Source organism: Streptomyces sp. BR1 (genome assembly GCF_052373795.1).
In the GTDB taxonomy this organism is placed as follows: domain Bacteria; phylum Actinomycetota; class Actinomycetes; order Streptomycetales; family Streptomycetaceae; genus Streptomyces.
This window is the reverse complement of sequence record NZ_CM126252.1, coordinates 911,579-930,576: the sequence shown is the minus strand read 5'-3', so window position 1 is coordinate 930,576 and position 18,998 is coordinate 911,579. Positions and strand designations below refer to the sequence as shown.

The window sequence follows — 18,998 nt, the reverse complement described above, 5'->3', positions numbered from 1 at the left end:
TGGTCCCAGGCTCTGGAGCGGTGGGGTGGTCATGCAGCCTTTCGGAGGGAGGCGATCAGGGCGTGGGACTGCACCTCGCGACCGTGCGTCGCCATGTGCTGCTCGTTGTCCGAGCGGGGCTCGCGGAGGGTGCCGTCGTCTTCCTCCACGAGGTCCCAGAACAGGTCGCGGGCTTCGACGGCACGGGCGGCCTCGCGCATCAGGTCCCGGATCCAGTTGAGGTCGGCGTTCAGCCGGTGGGCCACGCGTTCCGGACTCCAGCCGCGCAGGCACAGCTGGTGGATGACGGTGCTGCGCTCCGCAGTGCTCAGGGGCACATCACGGCCCTGGAGGGTGGCGCGTACGCGGTCGTAGTCCAGGCGCTCGCCACGCTTCTCCAGCCACTTGTGGCGCTCCTTGTCGGTCAGGCCGCCCCAGATGCCGAAGATGACCTGGTGGTCGATCGCGTAGTTGAAGCAGTCCTTCTTCACCGGGCAGACGGCGCACATCCGCTTCGCCTCGGCGATGGACCTGCGGTCCCGGACCGTGTGGAAGAACAGCTTGTCGGCGCGGGCCGGGGCCATGCCGTGGCAGGCGCCCCGGGCGTGCCAGCTGTGGTCGCCGGTTCCCCGCAGGTCCGGCGCGGGGGAGTCGTTGGTGGTCTTGTAGTGCAAGGGAGTCTCCGAGGTCGCCTCGCGGGAAGGCGGCAGGGCAGCACCGCGGTGCGGCGGTGTGCGGCGAGGCGGGACAGGGTGCGACGGGCAGGGCCGCACGGTGGGATCGGTGGCGCGGGGAGGGTCAGCGGCGCTGGAAGCGGCGGTCGGGCCCGGTGAACTCGACGGCGGTACACATGCCGGACAGCCGGGAGAGCACGCGGTCGCCGACCTTGTCGCGCAGCACCGCCTGGCGCGCGGGCATCCGCTCGGTTCGCACGGGCGGCATGTTGCTGGTGAAGATCGTCGGCAGCCGGTTCTGGCAGCGCCAGTTGATCAGCCGGAAGGTGATCTCCTCGGTCCACTCGCTCGGCTTGGCCGCGCCGAGGTCGTCGAGCAGCAGCAGCGGGATCCGCATGATCCGCCGCAGCATGTGCTCGGGGTCCACCCCGGCGCGCGGACGCAGGTCGGCGTACAGGTCGGCGGCGGTGGTGGCGTGCCAGTGCACCCCGCATCCGGCGGCGGTCAAGGCGCGGATCGCGCCGAACGCCTGGTGCGTCTTGCCGGCGCCGGTGGAGCCCCACAGCAGCAGGCTGGGACCGTGGGTGATCTCCCTGCGCCCGGCGGTGCCGAAGTGCGGGTTGACGCCCTCGGCATGCGGAGCCACGGCGTTGTCGGCGATGGCGCTCACCCACGCGGCGACGTCCGGGTGCTCGGGCAGGGCGGCGCGGTAGTCGACCGGGATGCGGGCCTGGGCTGCTTCCAGGGCCGGGATGGGCTCCGGGGTGTCCGGCAGTGGCTGGTCCAGGTCCAGGCCGCGCTCGGCGAGTTTGGCCTCCAGGCGCTCACGCAGCCGCTCGGAGATTGCGGGCTGGGGGTCGGCGTAGCGGGCGCGGCTCACAGGCGGCCTCCAAACGTCGTCGGCTCGGTGGTGGGGTTGAGGTAGGGCGTGTAGGAGCTTCCGGTGCTGGCCCAGGGCCCCGCGCCGGAGGCGGACGACAGCGCGGCAGCCGACTGCGGCGCGGCGTTGACGACCTCGTTCACCAGGCTCGGCAGGACGCTGGGGTTGAGCCCCTTGGCCCGCAGCTTGTCGAGCGCGGCGCGGATGTCGTCGGCCTCGAACCGCTCGTCGAGCAGGGCGTTGACCTTCCGGCCCAGATGCCCGAGGAAGTCCTCCGGCGGGCGGCGGTTGCAGCCTCTGACGTACTCGGCCACCAGCTGCTTCGCCGAGACCTTGCCCAAGGAGGCGTCGGGCGCGGGCGCCTCGCGCCCCTTTAGGGAAGATCCAGGATCCAAGATCCTAGATCCAGACGCCGAGGGCTCGTCGAGGCTTCGGCGAGGAGTCGACGAGCCCTCGGCGAATTCCTCCTGACCTGCGGAAACGCCAGGCTGCCGGGTATGGGGACCGGCCGTGTCGTGCACATCGGCGAGGGCGGTCTCCACCGGAGCCGCCGGGGGCCCGGACAAGGCCGCCGACCTTGCGGGAGTCGCCTCCGACGCCCGAGCGAGGGTTCCACGAGCCTTCCACGAGTCCTCGGCGAGGACTCTACGAGGCGTCGCCGAAGCACCACGGGAAGGGGGCTGCGTGACGCCGCCAGGGCACTGGGCAGCACCGCACCCACCGCACTTGAGGCCCGCCTGGTGCTGAGTGCACCGCGGCAGACGGGAGGCCGACGGGCGGTCGATCTTCTGGTGCCGCTCCCAGGTGGTGATGTGCAGCCAAGTTCGCCCGTCGCAGCCGGGGTAACGGCAGATCAGCCCGGCGGCGGCCAGCTCCTCCAGATCCTGCGCAACGTGCGTGGCAGTGTGCTCCGGGCGCAGGGCCCACAGCCGCCCGGCGATGATGGCGGGGTGGTCGCGGTGCCGGCCGGAGTCATCGGCCTGCGTCAGCAACCCGATGAAGGTGAGCATCGCGGTGACCGAGCACTCGGCCAGCGACTCCGACTCGAACATTTCGGGCTTGACCGTGCGGATGCGAGCCATCAGGCGACACCTCCGCCATTTTGCGGAGCCAGGCTCCCTGCGGCTGGCCTTTGACCAAGGCAGGTGGACGGGGCTGAGACTGCCGTGCCGGCCGGGCGGATCGGCCTTTTGCACAGGGCGGGGGGCATGCAACACTCTCCTGTGACGTGAAGCCCGCGCCGGGACCTGTTTTGAGAGAGTCCGGTGCGGTGAAGGTGGGTGAACCTCTGCCCTTGTACGGGCAGGAGTTCCATCGAGCGTTCGGCGTCGGGGAGTTGCACCTCCCGGGCGCCGTCGCTGTTTCCCAGGGGGCTAACCGGACAGCCTGGGTCGCGCGTTCCGCATATCGCTCCTTACGTCCGTTGTCGCTGTGCGGGCGGTGCGCCCGGCGAGGGACGACGAACATATGCAGGGTCTGCCGCAAGATCTAGACCTTGCTCAAGGGCTCCGTACAAGTCGCCCAGGTAGGTGGCAGCCACTGCCTGCCGGGCCATCCCTGGGGTGGCCAGAGCGAAGGGTGTCCTCGTCGGTCCTGTGATTGCGCCACCTAGACAATGCGGTGCTCATGGCCGTCTCCGCCGATGGCTGCCGATAAGGCATGGGCTCCCCGCCAAATATGCTGGCACTGTGCATGGAGGACTCCGCGGCGGTACGCAGGGATGGAAGGAGTGCGTGGACACCCGGCCGGATCTCCGATGCGGAAACTTACCTGAGTTCGGTATCGGTATCAATGCTGAGGTTAAAGTGGTCTAGCCCTCGCCGCCCTAGTGTTTGGAGTGTCTGGTGTCGTCACGCCAGTTCAGTGGTCGGGGTCTACGTGTGGCACGCCGAGCCGCGGGTAAGCGCCTGCAGGATGTCGGCGCCTCTTTGGGGGTTAGCAAGGTATCGGTCGCCGACTGGGAGAACGGCAAGTCGGTGCCCCAGCCGGAACGTCTGCCAGCCATCGCTCGGGCGGTTGACCAGGATGTTGATGTGTTGTTCCCGCGGCTGGGCCCCCCGGACCTCGCTGACCTGCGAGCAGACACCGGGCATTCCCAGACGCAAGCCGCCCTTGCGCTCGGTGTCAGCCGCCTCCCACTGAGTAATGCGGAGACAGGGAAGCGGCGCCTTGCCCCTGATCTCGCCCAGCGCGCTGCTGTCCTGTACGGGGTGACGGCCGAGGACCTCGCGAGCGCTCAGGACATCTCATTCGGGATCTTGCCATCGAGGCACCTGATCCAGGAGGAGTCTGTGCCGCACACCGTTGGGGAGAAGCTCCGGACGTTGCTGCGCAAGCGGCCTGTGAGCGATGAAGACCTCGCCGCCGCCATCAACAGGAAGGCGCAGGCCGACATCATTGAGCCTGCACTGATCGAGGCGCTGCGTACCGAGGTGCAGCCGACTGAGGAGATCCTTGCCGGTCTTCCGGTGGGCACGGTCTATGAGGGCCTCGCCGAGGCTCTCGACGTGCCGCCGTTCTTCTTCCAGTCGGGCGAGCAGGTAGAGCAGGAACTCATGGCGCGTCTGAGGTTTCTGACGCAGGTACGGGAGGGGGGCGTGTCGCTCGCCGCTCGCGGTGCGGGCAAGGGTATCTCTGACGAGATGCTCGCGGTTGTCACCGACCTGCTGATACGTGAAGCGGGCAAGGGCGATCCTGGGAGTCGGTAGGAGCGCCGACCGATAGCGGAGGGTTTACTCGTCCGTTGCATGCACCGGTCGCCTGTGAGGCACCGGCAGCGCGGACGATCGTCACCCTGGCGACTGCACCAGCTCGCGGTCGTCGCGCGGTTGCCCCGCGCGGGCGAGGATCTCGTCCACCGCCCGCGCCGGTACCTGGGCGTATACGCTCTGGACGCTCAGTAGCCAGTGGGCTTCGGACTGACTGTCGGCGAAGGGTTTGGCAGGCAGGGGAGCGGCAGGCAGCGATGCGCGTCGTCCTTCGCGGGCAGACCGCAGTGCTGCCGCGATCCAGTACGCCTCGGCCGCGGCCTGCGGGTGGCGATGCTGAGCCGTAGCCTCCTCGACCACCTGCCACAAACGCTCAGTTGCGTGGTGCCGCAATTGCTCGACTGCGTCGCCGCATTCCTGGATCGTCCGATCCAGCCGCACGTCCACGGGGGGCGACAAGCGGGTGGCTTCCCGAAGCCGCCAAGCGATGGGGTGTATGGACAGATGGGGAAACTCGCGCGCCAGGTCCTGGCGCAGGGGATGCAGGCGACAGAGCAGTCGCCATGTATGCCACCGCTGCGCGACGACTCCCGTGGTGGGCAGGCTGGCTCCCGTGGCGAAGAGAGTGGCTGCGGCGACGTTGAGCAGGTCGCCCAGGTTTCCGGCTGCCCGATCCACGGGTGGGGTGATGTGCACAAACAATGCCAGCCACATGAACGACATGCGGACCACCGCATAGGCCGTGTAGAGCCAGGTCGCGGCTGCGCCCAGGGCAAGGCCGGTGCGCAGCGTCAGCGACTCCGCTCGGCGGCTGACGGCTGCCCACTGGTATGCACACGTCGCGGCAGACGAGCCGAGGTATGCGTAGAACAGGCTCATGAACACAGCCGCTCCCCATTGGCCCGCATGGTCGGCAGCGAAGTCGTGGCTGGGCTGGGAGCGGTCCACCACGGTGAAGAACAACAGCACCATCGCGGGGATGACGACGACAGTGGCCCGCCGCGAGGCGCGTGCCACCTTGCGGCAGATTGCGATGTGGCGCGGCGGATTGCTTCCGCTGACGCCGTAACTGGTGACCGCGTAATTCAGCAGGGCCAGCGACGCGGCAATGGAGAAGAAGTACTTCACCAAAGCGCTCAGATCGGTCACCCCAAGGCTGTCCAGGGCGGCCTTGACCGGGGGAAACCGCGCCCACAATGCCACGGCGAATCCGGCACTGCAGCCCCACAGAGTGCGCCGGAGAGGATCTCCGTAACGAAGGGCCGGCAGCCGCCACAGGGCCACGACCGTCATCTCGATACAGACGACGAGGATGAAAACGCCCAGCATGCGGGGTCCTTACAACGGGCGGTTGAGCCGCGGCGGGGCGACAGGGTGGGTGAGGCTGGCCTCCATGACGCTGAGGAGGTCTGCCCCACGAACGGCCTGTCGGTGTATGAGGTGACGAATGAGTGACGCGGTTAGCTCCGCTTCGCGCTCCTGGCGGCTCTCGTAATGTGCCCGCGCGTGCACTGTCTCGGTACCCAGCTGTTCCGCGAGGAACGCTTCAAAGATCTCCGGCAACCCGAGTCCGTCCGGAACCGAAAGGTCACTTCCGTGGTCGAGCCAGAGGTGGGACAGCTCATGGAAGATTGTGTGAAGGGTCTGGTTAGGGGTTGGACGCGGCCGGTACAAGATCACGTTGACGCGGCCCGCGCGGACACGCAGACCGCAAGCGGTGCGCAGATCAGTCGCCGCGGATCCCACCGGCACGAGCTGGATGGAGCAGTCACGCACCTTCTCAATGTTGGAGATCAAGCCATCGAGGGTGAACGGATCGGGCAGTGGAAAGTCCACCAACCGCCTCGTGCAGTGCTTGCTCAGCTGACGCACTTCGCCGCCCGCGAGCAGTCGGCGAATGGCCCCCAACATGTGCCTTCCGCTTGCCTGGGCACGCTCCGCTCGTACGGACATCGCCGTCCTCGGCGGTGGGGTGTCCGAGTCGGCGCAGGCACACCCTGGCATGTCAGCGCCCGTGCTGAGGCCGGAGCCGGTGAACAAGTCGCTTGTGCCTGGCCGTGGGCCCGCGCCGATCCGGGCTACTGCGGAATCGGAGTTTCTCCAGCTCTGCGGCGCGTTGCTTTGCGCACCAGCAGATTGCAAATCGATGATCGCCATGCCGGGGTGGCTCATGCGGGCGCCCCGCTGTATGTCGTCGATGAGCTGAGTCTGGTGGTGAGTGCACCCAGATCGGGTGGAACGCGACACGGCGGTTCCTTCAGCGGCAGGCGGCAGCGGTGGCCAAGAGTGATGATCTTTATCTGGAAGGCGACTGTGGGTACGGTCGAGTGCGGCGAAACAACGGCACTGGCGCCACGAGCGGGGCCTTCCTGCCTCGCACCTTATCGATCGGGTGGCGTGATTCAGTTGCCCGCTACCGGAGACGAATTCACGTCGTCTGGCGTGGCAGGCCCACAGAGATAGTGCATCTGACCTGCATGTATGCAACTCCCGTAGTGGTCCGCTTGCCCTGGATCTTCATTTTGGGCGCCCTGGAGGGGCCGAAAGTGTGGCTCAGAACTCACTCGAATTACGCGCGCATTTTTGTCGTTCTGCCCCATTTCTTGTCGGTGTGTGCTGCGTGCACCGCCCCTCGGTGCGGCTGTGTGTGAACAAGCGTTTGGTCTCCGTGCCGCGCGGCATTTCAAGGTCCAATTTGAGATCACGGGCGTGGCCTGCCGGCCCTGCCGCTTTCGTGGGGGATTGCCGCGTGGCAGGTGAGGATCCTCAAGCAGTTCCCGATGATGCGCGTACGCAAATACCGTGTACGCTCCCCGGGTGATGTTTTCAGCCGATGCCCTGCTGTTCGACAGTGACGAGACCCTGGTGTCCACGATGCGTTCCGTCGTGCGCTGCTGGACCCAGTGGGCTGCGGACTATGGCATGACGTTGCAGGACGTGACCCGCGTCGAGGTGCACGGCCGTCCAGCTGCCGCGATCGTCGCGGATCTCCTGCCGGCTGAACAGGTTGCCGAGGCGGTGGCCCGGCTGGAGAATGCCGAGGTCGCGGATGCGATTGCCGGCGGCGTGGTTCTGGTGCCAGGTGCCAGCGATCTACTGGCCAGGCTCCCAGCGGATCGTTGGGCGGTGGTGACGTCGGGCACCCGACGCGTGGCCGAGGCCCGCCTCTCCCAGGTCGGTATCCGGCCCGAATGCCTTGTCACTGTTGAGGACATCACCCACCACAAGCCCCACCCCGAGCCGTTCCTCCTGGCCGCCGAGCGACTTGGCGTCGACCCGTCGCGGTGTGTGGTCTTCGAGGATGCGCCGGCAGGGCTCACCGCTGCACAGGCGGCTGGTATGCGCACCGTGGCTCTGACCACGACGCACCGTGCCGATGCGCTGGATGCCGACGCCGTCGTCTCCGACTTCAACGCCGTATCTGTCCGGACCACCGCAACCGGCCTTGAGGTCGCTGTCGGCTCCTGACATCGCTGCAGTCTGGGCCTCGTCTTTGGTGTCACCTGCCAGCCGGAAACGGGTCGCAGGGCCTTCGTCAACAAACGCCAAGCCCGGTTGGTCCTCGTCCGGTGGCTGTACTGCTCAAGCAGCGACCGCCGCCACTCCCGCTCCGGGGGCCGCAGCCTAAACGTCTCCGAAACGGTCGGAGTCACCAGGTGGCTTGCCGACGTGAGCACCCGCTTTCGACCGGGAGTTACGCACACACTCGGAATCGCACTTCAGCTACTCACTCGGCGGCCCCTTGCCGCCGAGGGGAATCGTCGCTACGCGCTCCCACGTGATCGTCTTCGTTGTTCCGCTGGTGGTAGCGGTGACGTCCACGAGATGGACGGCACGGATATGCAGGGGGGCGTGGCCGGGCCGTACGCGGCGCAGCAGGCGCTGCGCGGCGTCGGAGTCTGCCGTGCCGTATGCGTAGGCGACAGTGAGGTGGGGGATGCCCCAGGGGTAGTCAGTGGCCGCGGGGCCGCAGATAGACGAGATGGTCTCGCGTACGGCTGCGTGGAGATGAGCAAGGTGCTCGTCGGGATGCAGATCGGCGACGACACCGCTGTGGTAGGTGAGCAGAGAGCCGACCATGATGTCGAGTGGGGGAACGTGCGCGAGTCGCCGCTCCAGCGCGGCCGCCAGGGCGTGCCTCTCCTCTTCGGAAACGTGATCGGCCGCGCGGCCCGTGACCTGGTCGAGGGTGATGTGCAGCCAGGGCGGCTCGACCGGGCACAGTGGGTATCCGGCGTCCGTGAGCGTCTTGTTCGAGTCGGTTACGAGCCGGACGAGAGTGTGGTGCCGGGGGTCAGTGAGATCCACCTCCGCATAGACATGCAGGATGCTCGGGGCCTGCCACTTCTGATCACCATGCTGGAACTCGAACGGCCGCATCAGATGGCGATGTTGAAGCGGGCAGCGCGCAGCATTTTCATCCCCTCGAGGAAGCCTGGTCCCCACCGGGTGAAGCTGGCATCGAGAAAACGGTCGTCGAACGGGTCGGGCGGTGTCTGGTCCCGGTGGTCGGCGGCGATGATCCACCACAGAGCGACCACGGGATCCGTGCCGTCAGTGAGGTCGTGGCCGAGGGCGATGAGGCGACCCTCCCACTCCTGCCGTCGTTCTTCCACCGTGGCCCCGATCGAGTAGAGGGCCTCGATCTGCGCGCCGGTGACTTCCTGGGGGCGCACGCCATGTTCGCCGGCCAGCACATACAGTGCGGTGGTGAGTCCAGCCGCTCCCTCGGCGATCACTACCCCGTCGATTACTACCCCGTAGTCGCCCAGCGGTTCTTCAACGATCTCGAAGCTACGGGTCCAGGCCGCCTTCCACAGCTCCGGACCGCCCCTGTTCCGCCACGCACGAAGCTGGTCGAGCACCGTCGTCACGGTTCCCCCTCTGGTCGTGCCGATTGACTGAGATGAGCTTGGCATGCCGAGCAGCCCCACTGCGGGATTATCCGTTCACGACTCCGCCGCTGGGCCGAGCATGTGGGCGTTCGGCGCGCGGGCTTCTTCGGCCACACCGGGCAGTTCATCGACCGTGACGCCAGCCGAGCGGAGCGCTTCTACTCCGATGCAGTCGGCGACGAGAAGATCCGGCTCCCGCCACGCAATGACAACGCGACGGACCCCTGAGCGCAGCACATGCTGCACGCACGTGACTGGCCGGGACTTGCGCTCTGAACAAAGTTCCAGGGTGCTGTAGAGCGTGGCCCCGGCAAGTCGCGGATCGTCGTCGGCGACCTTGCCGAACGCCGCTTCCTCCGCGTGGACGGTCGGGTCAGTCTCCCGCGAGTAGCCACGCGCGATCTCCCGGCCGTTGGCGTCCACGAGCACCGCGCCCACCGCGTAGGCCCCCCGGGAGGGCGGGCAGCGATAGGAGAGATCGATGGCCACCCTCATCCAGCCGTAGTCGACGTAGGCAAGGACGTCGTCGAGGTGCTGCGCCGCCCGGTCGAGCAGTACCCGGTGGCGCTCGGCTGTGTCGCGGAACGCCGGGCCGCCGCGGTCTAGGTCCCCCAGGAGCCAGCTCAAACTGAACTCGATCCGCTGTGCGACCGGCTGATCCACCAACACGACGACCCCGCCAGGAAGCTGACGATGCGGCCTGGGCCACAGGTCAGGGCCCATCTCAAGGGTGATACCAGCAGCACGGAGCCGCTGGGCGAGCGCGAGATGACCGCTGCGGTCCAGGGGATCAAGCGCGCGCAACGCCACCGCAACCTCAGCGGCGAGCCGAGCTCGATCACCTGGAGTATGAGCCTCGGACGGCGCGCCAACCATGCGTGTAGACCCCCTAATCCAGACTGTCTTGGCCACGCTACGACGCCCAACGGGCCCCGGACAGCACATCAGTTGATAAAGATGGTCGAGACCCGAAGGGCAAGGACCCCGTTGATCGCAGCTTCACGGCACTGACGCCAAGATCGTGACAGCACGGTGCCTCGCCGCCTCTGGGAGGCGGCGGGGCACCGAAGTAGCCCACCAGCAGCCAACGGGTGGATTGACGTGATCAACGCTATCGGCAGCCTGTGACACCAGGACGAGTTGCCCTCCCTGGCCTCTACTGAACGGAACTTCCCGTTGCTGCGGACCTCGGGGACCCGGACAGCCGGGACGTGGTGACCCTCTAGCCGGGGACTCCCGTCACCGACTCCCGCATCGCTGAGCAGATCACCCATCCCGATGCGTGGGAGGACGGCGACCCGCCTGGGCAGGAGAACGCGGCGACGGATGAGAGCTCGGTGACTGGCGACGTCGAGGGTGAAGAGTCCGCGAGCCCCAGTAGCACGACTGTGCGCACCACCCGCAAGACCAAGTAGAAGCCTGCCCGGACGGCCGCATCCCCCGAGCACTGGGGAATCGGCTGTCCGCTGTTCATATGAGGCCAAACGCATGGCGCTGACTGAGCCTGCTCGCCCACCTGCGCGCCCAGATCGGCACAGTCAACAAGGATGATACTGAGAGCCGGTTAAGGCGTCTCGGCGACATCTGGATGGTCGTGGTCGAGATCCTTCGTGAACGGCGTGCGACGTTGGTGGCCGCCCCTTTGATCGTCACCGTGCAGGGCGTGGCGACAGTCAACAATGCAGAGAACGTAAGGGCCTTGGAGCGCCAGATCGCTGATATCTCAGAGGCGGAAGGGGGTGGAGGCGCGGAGCTTGCCGTCCCCGTCGCTACGGTGCGCCGAAGGACCCGGTAGCAGTGCGCACGACAGGGGGCGCGCTCGATGCGTGTTCACGCCAGCATTCTGGTTCGGGCAGCAGACTGCACGGAGTGCGCCTACATTCAGCCCATGGCCATGGAGACGCTTCAAGAACTCGCAACCGTCCTTGCTGACTTGTCGGTTACGACGGAGCGACGCGCTCAGTGGCAGTCGGCCGTCGCAAGGTCCGTGGAACTGCTGGCCCCTGTCTGGCCCACTGATCCTGATCCGCTCTTCGACGCGGATCTACCCAACGTCCTCCCGACGGTCGTGTTCGCCGTCTACCTCGACGAGGGGCCAGGTGGCCACAGGTTCGTGCAGAGGCTGACCGCCCGGCTTCAAGACGACCGCGAGCTGGAGTCCTATCTTCGGGTGGGCCTGGCCGGGCGGGGCCACGTCGTGACGGAGGCGACGACTGACCCTGTCGTCCGCCTGTTCCATGTTCTGGCCGTGTCCCACGACGTGAGCACGGCCATGGATCTGCCAGCATTTCTCCAGCCCAAGGAGGGCCCCCAGCTCGCGTGGGCCGCGAAGAGCGCCGTGTGCCTGCTCGGCCGCCAGGACCAGGGCCATCAGCTGTCTTGAGGCTTTAGTACATCTCGTGCCACAAGGCGAGCCGCGCCGAGCAAGCCGCACCATCGAGGCCATCCACGTGCTCTTGACCTGCACCTGGACAGGATGAAAGAGGCTCAGTCAAGGGCGCCTGGAGTAGCGCAAAGCTATTCTCACCGTACTAATCTCGGCCTGTTGTCCTGGTCCCTCTGCGAGCCGTCGTGGGGCCTACCCCGAGTCTCTGTGGTGGTGCGCCTTCTCGGTCTCACTCGCAGAAGGAAGGAAGCAGTGTGGCAGTGGTGAATATTAATGGGTTGGCCGAGGAATGGGGGCGGTTTGAAAGCTGGCTCAGAGAGAACGCTCCGGTCACCTACCGTACTCTGCTGCCTCCGGCGGATGTTGAGGCCATTCATCAGATCACGGGTGGGCGCTTTGCCGTTCATTCAGATCTTGGACAGCTGCTTCTGCTCCACGACGGATTCGACAGCCTTGACGAAGGGGGAGCGCCGGAGGCGTTCTTACCCCAGTATTATGCTCCGTATAGTGCTCGACGTGCCGCCATTGCCTACTCGTATATGCTCCGCAATATAGATTTGAGCACCGAGGATGGCACGATCGAGCACTGCATCGGTCAGACGCTTCATCCTGAGTGGGTTCCATTTGCGCGTACCGTTTCAGGTGATGAGTTGGTGGTGGACCATAGGGCGGGCGACACTTATGGAGCGGTGCTTCAGTACAGCGAAGGGGATGGGGTATATCAGATGGTTTGGCCTTCGCTCGGCGCGATGATCGCCGAGATGAATGCGGCCCTGCGAGGCGAGGGGACCGCCGGCGGCTACCATCCCCGACTGCACGCAGATTCCTTGAGTCTTGAATGGTATCACCCACGTTTCCCTTAGTTCAAAAAAGTGGGGGCATACGCTTGCGTATGCCCCCACTTTCATTCCGGCGACTGCTGGCTTACTTTACTGTGCAGACAGAGTCGACGCTGCATCCTTCATATCTGGGCGCCTCGATATAGTAGCCGTCATTGTCCAGCAGTCGCATGTCGGTATAGAACTTCTGGAGTCCGGGTGTTCTTCCCGCATCCATGTTCTGGATCGCAGGGATTCCGGCGCGTCCACAGATCTGCGGCCACGTGGCACCCGTCGGGGCGTCGTAGCGGTCGTCGTTGTAGAGGTGCCAGCCATTATTCTCCTGCTTGGCGTAGAGCTGGACGCAGGATTTTCCGTTGGCCAGTGTCTGGCCGCCGCTTTCCTTGGTGCTTGCGAAGGGGAACTCATCGCACTGCACCTCGTCGTTCTCGTCTCCGGTCGCATCGGGGTGGCGGCTCCACGGCTCCAGCAGAGCCTTGGTCCCGCGGTCGCAGACCTTCGCGCGGTTGCTCTTTGCTGCTTCGGAGTCTCCCTCCTTGTGTAGAGGTGTCTTCCGGGCCTTGCTGCCTGGGTGGGTCGCCATTTTTTCGCGCATCATCCAGTAGTACGCGGCGGCGGCGGGGTACCTTTGGTCGTTCATCTTCCACGTAGGCTGGTATGCAACGTTGACGCATCCCAACGAGTTCGCGGGATATTTGGAGTCGCAGCGGATCGGGCCTAGATAGAGGGTATTCCACCCCGCGTAGGGCTCGACCGCCTGAGCGCCGTCCATGGAGAATGCGATCTTCGTGAAGAGATCGAAGTTCTGCATGGTGCTGGGTGTGCCGTTTGTCCACTTGATGCCCGCGAAGGCGGATGCTTCGTGCGAGTCGGTTACGTTGCCGTTGTTGACCCACGTGGCTCCCTCCCGCCATTGCAGAGCTGACGGTACGGTTGCCTCGCATTCAGCGATGCTGCAGGAGGGTTTGAACTCTCCTGCGGTGATGTTCGTGACGCCTGCCGCCCAGTTGATGGGTTTGATCGTGACCTGTGTATTAAAGCTGGGTGACCAGGCGGGATCAGATTGCCTGTCGGGGATCTTGATTTCTTGCAGCGCGTCGAACGTGACCCAGCCCACGACCTTCCCCTGCTTATCAACCAGTGTGGCGGTGAAGTTCGTCTTCATGCAGGAGTCGTACCGGGTCCGGGTCATCGTCGTGGTCATGGTGGCACATCGGGGTACCAGCGGTGTCGCGGCCGCGCCAGCGCGAAGACCCTTGCTGGGGGCGGAGCGGAACGGGGTGCCCTCCCGAGGGATTCCCATGGTGATGCAGGTGCGAAGCCCCCGGCTGTTTACCGGCCCGCAGGACCGTTCCCCGGCAGCTCGCAGCGCTGCCGCCTTGGGCGGGGTGAAGTTCTCCGGTTCCTGCTGCATATCGTCGGGATCCGGGGCATTCGGATCGGGATTGGGGATGTTGATACCCGGCAGCGGGTTGTAGTCGCTTGCCGCGAAAGCTACCGCATCGAACGCGATATCCTCATCCCCCGTGCCATCGGCAGCGATCGTTGAAAGGCTCACTGCTGCCTTGTTGTTGAAGCGGAAGTATCCGAGAGGGACCCACCGGTTCGAGCTGCCAGCTTGATCGATTGTCCGGCTTCGTGTCCCGTAGCCTGTGTCGATTTCGTACGTGGCCTTGTGTGTCTGCGCCCCGTGGTCCGGGATGTGGACCAGGACTTGGGCCTGCCCCTTCAACGGGGTGCCGAGCGTCCACGTGCCGGTGATCTTCAGGCGTTGGCCCTTGGCGTCGTCCTGGCGGGTGTGGCCATAGTAGAAGTGGCCGCCGAAGCCGGCGCCGAGCTGGTGGAGGTCGACCTTGGACGGGTAGGCCGATTCGGTGCCGTTGTTGCCGAAGGCGAAGGAGAAGGTACCCGAGTTGGTCCATGAGTTCGTGCACCCAGGACGCATCACCGGGGTTCCGGCGGGGACGTCGTCGACGATGAGGGCGTTGGAGGGCAGGCCGCTGGTGGTGCAGTTGGGCGGGTAGGCGGTGCCGTCGGCTTCTTCGGGGTACGTGTTGTTGAAGCGCATGAACTCATACCCGCAGGTGGTGACGCAGTCGGTCTTCCAGGTGGCGGGCTTGCTCCACCAGCATTTGAAGTCGGTGCGTCCGCACGGGCCGCTGGTCGCGGAGTCGTTGGTGGCGCTGTCAGAAATCTTGCTGGGGTCGCAGTTGTTGGAGCTGTCGCAGAACAGGTCCTCGGGCGCCTTCACGTGGGCCCGGTTGTACTTGGCGCTGCCCTTGGTGGTGACGCCGTCGTTGGTGCCGTTCCAGGACGCCGGGCGGAAGGCGGGCACCATCTTGCCGGGGGATTCGAGGAAGGCCGGCGGGTGGGCGGCGAAGCCGAGGACCTTTTCCTGGTAGGGCCAGTTCTGCGGGTGGGCGGCGGCGCTGGCGTCGTCGTCGCCGTTGGCGTTCTCCATGAACGGCAGGCGGCCGGCGTCCCATTCGGGGTTGGCGGGGTTGTTGGCCCAGCCCAGGCCCCAGGGGGAGCCGTCGGTGGTCTTGGGGTGGAAGCCGGAGTTGTAGGCCCACAGGGCGAAGTACCAGTTCTCCGGGCGGGCTGAGGAACCGTGGTTGGCGATGAGCCCGGCGGCGCGGGTCTCGTTCCACTTGGCGATCAGGGTCTGCAGGCCGGCGGATATGTTGGCGGTGTAGTCCAGGGCCGCGGCGCGCTGCTTCTGGTAGTCCCACGCGGGCCCGCCGTGGCCGTCCTCGCGGCCGGCCATGCGCATGTGGTCGGTGATCTGGGTGATGCCGTAGCCGCAGTCGGCCTTGGCGAAGTTGACGTCCCAGTCGTTGCTGGGGTCGCCGTCATAAAGGTTGATGCCGTAGTAGTTGCCGATGAGCGGGTTGCCGGTGACGCCGGGCACGGCCTCGCGGCCGGCCTGCCACATGTTCGACTCCTGGGTGGCCACCCCCAGCATCACCTGCGCGATCGCCCGGTCTCCGCCGTCCACGACGGGGTTGAGGAACAGGCTCTGCGGTGCGTACTCGGGCATGCCGAGGTTCTTCCAGTTCGCCGGCCGCTTCACCAGCATGTTCAGGTTGCCGGTGACGGCCTGGTCCACGGCCCACTCCACCTGGCGGGGCTTGGGCTGCATGGCCTGGTTGCGCGGATCGTTGCGCGGCACGGAGCAGGTGCGCTCATCGTCGACGGGATCGGTGGGTGAACTGGCCGCCGCGACACCCTTCGCCCTCGCTGAGGCGGGGCGCTGGGTGTGGCTGCTCAGGGCCGGGGATGCCTCACGCCCCTGGGCCGCGTTGGATGTGGTGCGGCTGGCCGGGTCGACGGTGAACGCGGCCTGACGGCTGGTCTTGGCCATGGTGAGGGCCAGCTTCACCGGGCGGGCCCGGTCGGCCTCTCCGGGGGACAGGAGCGTCCCCTTGCCGTCGCCCCACTCGGGCGGGCTGAGGAAGCCGTCGCCCTCCGTGGTGACCAGGGCGTTCTTGCGGGCGCCGGTGAGCTGTCGCACGGTGGAGGGCAGCGCCGTCTTCGGAGCAATGCGGGCGTTGCCGGTCAGGTAGACGGTGCCGGCGCTGCGTACCAGGCCCGTCTCGGTAGCCGGGCCCGCGGCGAGCACGGTCGGCTGGGTACGGCGGGCATCAGGATGGGTCACGGCCGCGGCGGTGATCCGCTTGACGGTGCTGGTCGTGCCCTTCTTGTCCAGGAACACGACGCCGCCGTCACCGTCCGGGGTCATCCGGTAGGGCACACTCGTGGTCCGGGCCAGCGCGGTGCGGTGGCCCTGGGCGTCGACCTGGACGACCTCGGTACCGGACGCGGCAACGATTCTGCCGCTGGTAGCCGGGATAGCGGAGGTGACCTGGCTCTTGGTCTCGATCGGCGCGGAGAGCTTGCCGGTGGCGGCATCGACTTGGATCAGCCGGGTGCCGTGCTTGTCCTCACCGCCGGATTGGGTCAGCACGGCGCTCTCGCCGGTCCCGCAACCCGGGTTGTAGTACGACAATGACGTCAGCAGATCGAGTTTGGTGACCTGGCCGGTATCCAGATCGACGATCGCGGTGAAGCCGCCCCGCGCCATGAGCTGCGGCTTGTTGGTGAACGTGCGCGGCGCGTACACCACCACCGCCCGCTTGCCGGACGCGGTGACACACGTGTTGCCGATCCACGCGTCCGCATCGAAACCCGGCTCGGACAAGGTGGCCGCCGTCTTCCAGGCGTAGCCATCCTTCTGATCAGCCGTCAGGATATGAAAGCCGTCGGCATCCCCGCTGGCGGTCCACGCCCGGTCCCCCGACCGGTTCCAGTCCTTGCCGAGCAGCTGCGCACGCTGGCCCGGCGGGACCGCAGCCAGGTCGGACGCCGGTCCGGGCTGCTCAGACGCTGCCGAGTTGGCAGGGGCAGCGACAGATACCTGGGTCAGGCTCATGAGCACGGCCGTCGCGGCTAACACCGCTACGCAGGCCCGTTTTCTCCCTGTATGTTTCAACATCATCTCCTCATGGTGAAATCCGGCATGAATATGCGGGTTGCCTTGTCTCCACAGAAATTTCAGCCAAGGCAACCTGGCGCGGCGTCAGTTACGCGAGCTCACCGATTCTGCGACCCTGAGTGCAGAATCCTTGTCCTGCATGATCTGAGCAAGTTCCGCACTGTGTTCTTGCATGAGACGCTCCTGGATCTCTACGTCAACGGAATGCCAGACCTTGATGAGATCCACTTTCCCCTTACAGGCGGCGTCAGCCTTGGCGGTTTCGATCTCTGCCGCCGTAGCAGTCTTTGCGGAGAACTTCGGATCGTCGTTCGCCTTCATCGGATCCGCGTAGGAGTATCCCTTATCCTTCATACAGGATGACCAGGCGGCGAAGACATCCTTAACCCGGCGGTCTTCAAGGGAAGACTTGAAGCTCTGACCGCTGAGCGCGGTGACGAGATCCGCGATCAGTGGCTTTCCTCCAGTGACTTTCTGGAGAGACTGGTAAAGGCAGCCGCCATACGGCACGGTCGCACCGCTTTTCAGCTTCGTTGCGGCCAATCCGCTCTGCGGGCTATCACTGCGTTCCTTCTTCGTCCCGGTCAGCGCCAGCCACTCCTCCGGACTGCGCTCCGGCTCAGCGGGGGGAGCAGCGAAAGCGTTCGTCCTGTTCACCACAAATTCTGGCTTATAGCCGTATTTTGCGGCTTGCGCTGGATCGTAGGTGCCGTAGCGAAGCTCGTCCAGATCCTGCATGCCGTCTGCACCGTCACGCCCGGGGCCGAGAGACTGCACCGGCGCGGGCTGGAATCCTGTGAACCCCAGCCCCTCCATGCACTGGCGCGTAACGTCAGCCTTGGCCTGATTGATCCGCGTGTACTCCGCGCCCGTCGGACGGTAAGCAGTGATAGGTAGCTGCAAACCAGCGGTGGCTTTCCCCGTAGCCGCGCGTTTCGGAGCATCGGTGCTCTTGGGAGCCGCCTTGATGTCAGGGGCCCCGCGCCCCGGCTCCTGAGCAGGCTTCACCCGCGAGGCCCCGTCGGACTCCGAGCTTGAGCAGCCAGCCAGCAGCAGCACGGACAAGGCCGCGACTGAAAGAGTACCTAAGGATGATTTGGCAACATCAAGTTTTCGCATTTTCCTGCCTTTCGGTTTCATTAGCTCAGCCCCAGGGTGCACAGTCGTACGCAATTGGAATCAGCGGGGCTCAATGGCTCCATCCGTCCTCATGTCGGGGAAACCAGTTCGTCGACGCATTATTATTCCTGGTCGTTTCCATGATCAGTCGACTTTGCGCAGGAACATACTCCCACGGGCCTTTCCATCCACTGTTGTAGTGGATGCAGTAGTCCGAGCTTTCCGACCGGTTGTCTGCGGAGGCCGCAGCATTCTTCACCGGCAACCCTGCACCATTTCCTGTACCTGGGGAAAAGACATAATCGAGCTCCCACCATACAATTGTCGTGATAGGCGCCACCGCCCCCGTCCATCCCTGATTGTAGTAAAAGCAGGCACGGCCGGGCCAGCAGCGCTCCGTTGGTATCGGCTTGATGATGCCGGCATTCGCGGTAGAGGCAAGGCCGAGTGTGATACCAGCAGCGCAAACAGCCGCAGCTAATAACCTGGCAGTTCTCACAACTTCTCCTCTGCTCGACAAACGGAAATAAGGCCCCGCTCCAGGGCAGGGCCCCATAGACTTCGAAGCACTCACCCTCGCACGCGGTTGACTTCAGTTGGTCCGGGTGCGCGACCTTTCCCGTGCCAACCGCACTCCGATGTCATATGGCATAGACATTCATGCTAAACGCCGAGTTACTCAATATGGGCCGCGAGTATCCCCAGGTGATCGACGACTGACACCTATGAGACAGACCTGATCAAGCCACTCATGATCACCGGTCAATCGCTCCACCTGCAAAAATACCGATTTACCCCATAGGTACACGAACCAAATGAGCCATCCCGTCGATCATGGCGGGTCTCATTCCGCACCTCACCAGCGGGCACACATCGCGTGATTCAGCCATTTCTTACGCCACTTCAAGTCGCACTCGCCGCGGGGTTCGACATCGGAACCGCGACGGTGTCCCGCGACATATGCGAGGAACTACCTGCTTCAACGCCGTCCCGACCAGGCGCCCGCCGAACTCCGCTGCCCCG

At 65.5% G+C, this 18,998-nt stretch carries 14 protein-coding genes; 4 read left to right on the top strand and 10 right to left on the bottom strand.

Going from position 1 to position 18,998, the window contains the following annotated elements; all coding sequences use genetic code 11:
- Nucleotides 1–29: 29 nt before the first annotated feature.
- The 3 genes from ACT1U9_RS04155 to ACT1U9_RS04145 all read right to left on the bottom strand — a co-directional run bounded on the left by ACT1U9_RS04155 (nucleotide 30) and on the right by ACT1U9_RS04145 (nucleotide 2,615).
- A complete protein-coding gene (locus ACT1U9_RS04155) occupies nucleotides 30–653 on the bottom strand; it encodes a WhiB family transcriptional regulator (protein ID WP_444537004.1) in 624 nt (207 codons plus the stop codon).
- Nucleotides 654–777: 124 nt separating this feature from the next.
- Nucleotides 778–1,533, bottom strand: coding sequence for an ATP-binding protein (locus tag ACT1U9_RS04150; protein ID WP_444537003.1), 756 nt, complete (start codon nucleotides 1,531–1,533; stop codon nucleotides 778–780).
- Entirely contained in the window at nucleotides 1,530–2,615 is a 1,086-nt protein-coding gene (locus ACT1U9_RS04145; protein ID WP_444537002.1) for a hypothetical protein, read from the bottom strand. The genes ACT1U9_RS04150 and ACT1U9_RS04145 overlap by 4 nt, the downstream gene beginning before the upstream one ends.
- Before the next feature lie 762 nt (nucleotides 2,616–3,377).
- On the opposite strand from ACT1U9_RS04145, the gene ACT1U9_RS04140 reads away from it, so the two are divergent.
- Entirely contained in the window at nucleotides 3,378–4,241 is an 864-nt protein-coding gene (locus ACT1U9_RS04140) for a helix-turn-helix domain-containing protein (RefSeq protein ID WP_444537001.1), read from the top strand.
- An 81-nt stretch (nucleotides 4,242–4,322) separates the two neighbouring features.
- On the opposite strand, the gene ACT1U9_RS04135 is transcribed toward ACT1U9_RS04140, so the two are convergent.
- Entirely contained in the window at nucleotides 4,323–5,570 is a 1,248-nt protein-coding gene (locus ACT1U9_RS04135) for an MAB_1171c family putative transporter (RefSeq protein ID WP_444537000.1), read from the bottom strand.
- Nucleotides 5,571–5,579: 9 nt separating this feature from the next.
- Nucleotides 5,580–6,398 (bottom strand): hypothetical protein, encoded by an 819-nt coding sequence (locus tag ACT1U9_RS04130; RefSeq protein WP_444536999.1) that lies wholly within the window; start codon nucleotides 6,396–6,398, stop codon nucleotides 5,580–5,582.
- A gap of 660 nt (nucleotides 6,399–7,058) precedes the next feature.
- Here ACT1U9_RS04130 and ACT1U9_RS04125 point away from each other — a divergent pair.
- Entirely contained in the window at nucleotides 7,059–7,709 is a 651-nt protein-coding gene (locus ACT1U9_RS04125) for an HAD-IA family hydrolase (protein WP_444536998.1), read from the top strand.
- 255 nt (nucleotides 7,710–7,964) lie between these two features.
- Here the strand turns inward: ACT1U9_RS04125 and ACT1U9_RS04120 are convergent, their stop codons facing one another.
- The 3 genes from ACT1U9_RS04120 to ACT1U9_RS04110 all read right to left on the bottom strand — a co-directional run bounded on the left by ACT1U9_RS04120 (nucleotide 7,965) and on the right by ACT1U9_RS04110 (nucleotide 9,946).
- Nucleotides 7,965–8,549 carry a 2'-5' RNA ligase family protein gene (locus ACT1U9_RS04120; protein ID WP_444536997.1) on the bottom strand — a complete coding sequence of 195 codons (585 nt, stop codon included), beginning with the start codon at nucleotides 8,547–8,549 and terminating at the stop codon, nucleotides 7,965–7,967.
- A gap of 71 nt (nucleotides 8,550–8,620) precedes the next feature.
- The gene (locus tag ACT1U9_RS04115; RefSeq protein ID WP_444536996.1) at nucleotides 8,621–9,115 is read right to left on the bottom strand and encodes a hypothetical protein; all 495 of its coding nucleotides are present in this window, start codon (nucleotides 9,113–9,115) and stop codon (nucleotides 8,621–8,623) included.
- A gap of 75 nt (nucleotides 9,116–9,190) precedes the next feature.
- Nucleotides 9,191–9,946: a hypothetical protein gene (locus ACT1U9_RS04110; protein ID WP_444536995.1), complete on the bottom strand. Its 756-nt coding sequence runs from the start codon at nucleotides 9,944–9,946 to the stop codon at nucleotides 9,191–9,193.
- Nucleotides 9,947–11,024: 1,078 nt separating this feature from the next.
- Here ACT1U9_RS04110 and ACT1U9_RS04105 point away from each other — a divergent pair.
- A complete protein-coding gene (locus tag ACT1U9_RS04105) occupies nucleotides 11,025–11,519 on the top strand; it encodes a hypothetical protein (protein ID WP_444536994.1) in 495 nt (164 codons plus the stop codon).
- 257 nt (nucleotides 11,520–11,776) lie between these two features.
- Complete coding sequence (locus tag ACT1U9_RS04100; protein WP_444536993.1) at nucleotides 11,777–12,385, top strand: SMI1/KNR4 family protein; 609 nt, start codon at nucleotides 11,777–11,779, stop codon at nucleotides 12,383–12,385.
- A 61-nt stretch (nucleotides 12,386–12,446) separates the two neighbouring features.
- On the opposite strand, the gene ACT1U9_RS04095 is transcribed toward ACT1U9_RS04100, so the two are convergent.
- Together ACT1U9_RS04095 and ACT1U9_RS04090 are read right to left on the bottom strand one after the other, a co-directional pair.
- Nucleotides 12,447–16,793 (bottom strand): golvesin C-terminal-like domain-containing protein, encoded by a 4,347-nt coding sequence (locus ACT1U9_RS04095; protein WP_444536992.1) that lies wholly within the window; start codon nucleotides 16,791–16,793, stop codon nucleotides 12,447–12,449.
- Nucleotides 16,794–16,940: 147 nt separating this feature from the next.
- Nucleotides 16,941–17,996 (bottom strand): hypothetical protein, encoded by a 1,056-nt coding sequence (locus tag ACT1U9_RS04090; RefSeq protein ID WP_444536991.1) that lies wholly within the window; start codon nucleotides 17,994–17,996, stop codon nucleotides 16,941–16,943.
- Between the last annotated feature and the right edge of the window lie 1,002 nt (nucleotides 17,997–18,998).